General features: G+C 65.1%; 3 protein-coding genes. 2 read left to right on the plus strand and 1 reads right to left on the minus strand.

The window, feature by feature from the left end; all coding sequences use genetic code 11:
- Positions 1–35: 35 nt before the first annotated feature.
- On the minus strand, positions 36–908 hold the full coding sequence (locus tag MOV75_RS36265) for an NAD(P)-dependent oxidoreductase (protein ID WP_246930074.1): 873 nt from the start codon (positions 906–908) through the stop codon (positions 36–38).
- Positions 909–1,105: 197 nt separating this feature from the next.
- On the opposite strand from MOV75_RS36265, the gene MOV75_RS36270 reads away from it, so the two are divergent.
- Complete coding sequence (locus MOV75_RS36270) at positions 1,106–1,543, plus strand: VOC family protein (RefSeq protein WP_246930076.1); 438 nt, start codon at positions 1,106–1,108, stop codon at positions 1,541–1,543.
- A 129-nt stretch (positions 1,544–1,672) separates the two neighbouring features.
- Positions 1,673–1,943, plus strand: a 271-nt coding sequence (locus MOV75_RS36275; protein ID WP_247007778.1) for an iron-sulfur cluster assembly protein, incomplete at its 3' end; no start/stop codon positions are given.

Here is a 1,943-nt window from a genome sequence, read left to right on the forward strand (position 1 = left end):
GTCGCGGCTGCCCGGGCAGCGACCGCCACGCGCTCTCAGCGTTGCAGGCGCGCGAGCAGGCTCGACGTATCCCAGCGCTTGCCGCCCATCTTCTCGACCTCGGCGTAGAACTGGTCCACGAGTGCGGTCACCGGAAGGGTGGCGCCGTTGCGGCGGGCTTCAGCCAGCGAGATCGAGAGGTCCTTGCGCATCCATTCGACCGCGAAGCCGAAATCGTATTTGTCGTCGTTCATGGTCTTGTAGCGATTTTCCATCTGCCAGGACTGCGCCGCGCCCTTGGAGATGGTCTCGATCACTGCGGCGACGTCGAGGCCGCTCTTCTTGGCGAAGTGGATACCCTCGGAGAGACCCTGCACCAGACCGGCGATGCAGATCTGGTTGACCATCTTCGTGAGTTGGCCGCTTCCGGCGGGCCCGAGCAGTTTGCACATCCGCGCATAGGCGCCTGTGATGATCGGCTCGGCGCCGGAATAGGCATCCTGCGCGCCGCCGCACATCACCGTCAGCACGCCGTTCTCGGCGCCGGCCTGGCCGCCCGAGACCGGCGCATCGACGAATTTGAAGCCGGCCTTGGTGGCGGCTGCGTCCAGCTCCCGTGCGACCTCGGCGGAGGCGGTGGTGTGATCGACGAAGGTCGCACCCTTCTTCATGCCGGCGAAGGCGCCGTCGGGGCCGATCGTGACCGCGCGCAGATCGTTGTCGTTGCCGACGCAGCACATCACGAAATCCTGGCCTTCGGCGGCGGCCTTCGGGGTCGCTGCGGCCTTGCCGCCGAACTTGTCCGCCCATTCCTTCGCCTTGGCCGCGGTGCGGTTGTAAACGGTGACCTCATGGCCCCCTTTTTTGACGAGGTGTCCGGCCATGGGGAAGCCCATGACGCCGAGACCGAGGAAAGCGACTTTAGCCATGTGTGGTACCTTGTCCGTAGCTTGAGTTTTACGGTTGTATCCGGGCGAGGACGCCGGGCGGCATCCTCGGAGTTCCGCTGCGAGGGCGGGCCGGAGGCGCACCATAAACCGTTGAGCCGGGAGGGCAACGGCTTCGTTTGTCGGCCCCCTGTGCTAGGATGGCGGGACCTAAGGACTTCGAAAAAGGGAGCGAGAGCATGGGCGGCGTGAGCGTTGGCGTCCTCGATCATTTCAACATCCGGACCCGAAATCTGGCCGAGACCGTCCACTTCTACGAGGCTGTGCTGGGCCTGGAAAAAGGCGCCCGGCCGAACTTCGCCTTCCCCGGCGCCTGGATGTACAGCGAGGGTAAACCGGTGGTGCATCTCGTCGATATTTCTGCGACGGCTGAGCCACAAAAGCCTGACTCCGGCGTTGTCCACCACGTCGCCTTCGTCAGCCGCGGCTTTGACGGCATGAAGCAGCGGCTGACATCCAAGGGGATGAAGTTCGACTCCCGCCAGGTGCCCGGCGGCGACCTCTGGCAGATCTTCGTTCACGACCCCAATGGGGTCATGATCGAGCTGAATTACGAGGCTGCCAGGGAGCAGGGGGCCGCGCCCGCCGAGATGGCTGACGATATCGGCAGGCAGTAGCCTTTTGGGCGTTTCCGCTCTAATGGGGCATCCTAGAGTCTCGAGCATGACCTTGCCGGGAAGCCGCTCCACGCTTTGCGCTGGCGCAGCCCTCCGGCTCCGGATCAGGCTCCGTTCAGGAGATGCGCTTTGAGCGTGACGCAGCAACAGGTTCTCGACAGCCTCGCCAGGATCAAGTCGCCTCGCGGGGTCGCGCTCACCAATGCCAATGTGCTGAGCGCCATCAGCGCGTCCGACGGCAAGGTGTTCTTCTCGATCAATGTCGACGCCGCCGAGGCCAGGGCCTGGGAATCCATCCGGGCCGAGGCCGAGGCCGCCGTGCGCACCATTCCCGGCGTCACCACCGTCATGGTGGCGCTGACCGCCGAGCGCAAGCCGGGCTCCGCACCTCCACCGCCTC

It is taken from the genome of Bradyrhizobium sp. PRIMUS42, assembly GCF_023006515.1.
Taxonomy (GTDB): domain Bacteria; phylum Pseudomonadota; class Alphaproteobacteria; order Rhizobiales; family Xanthobacteraceae; genus Bradyrhizobium.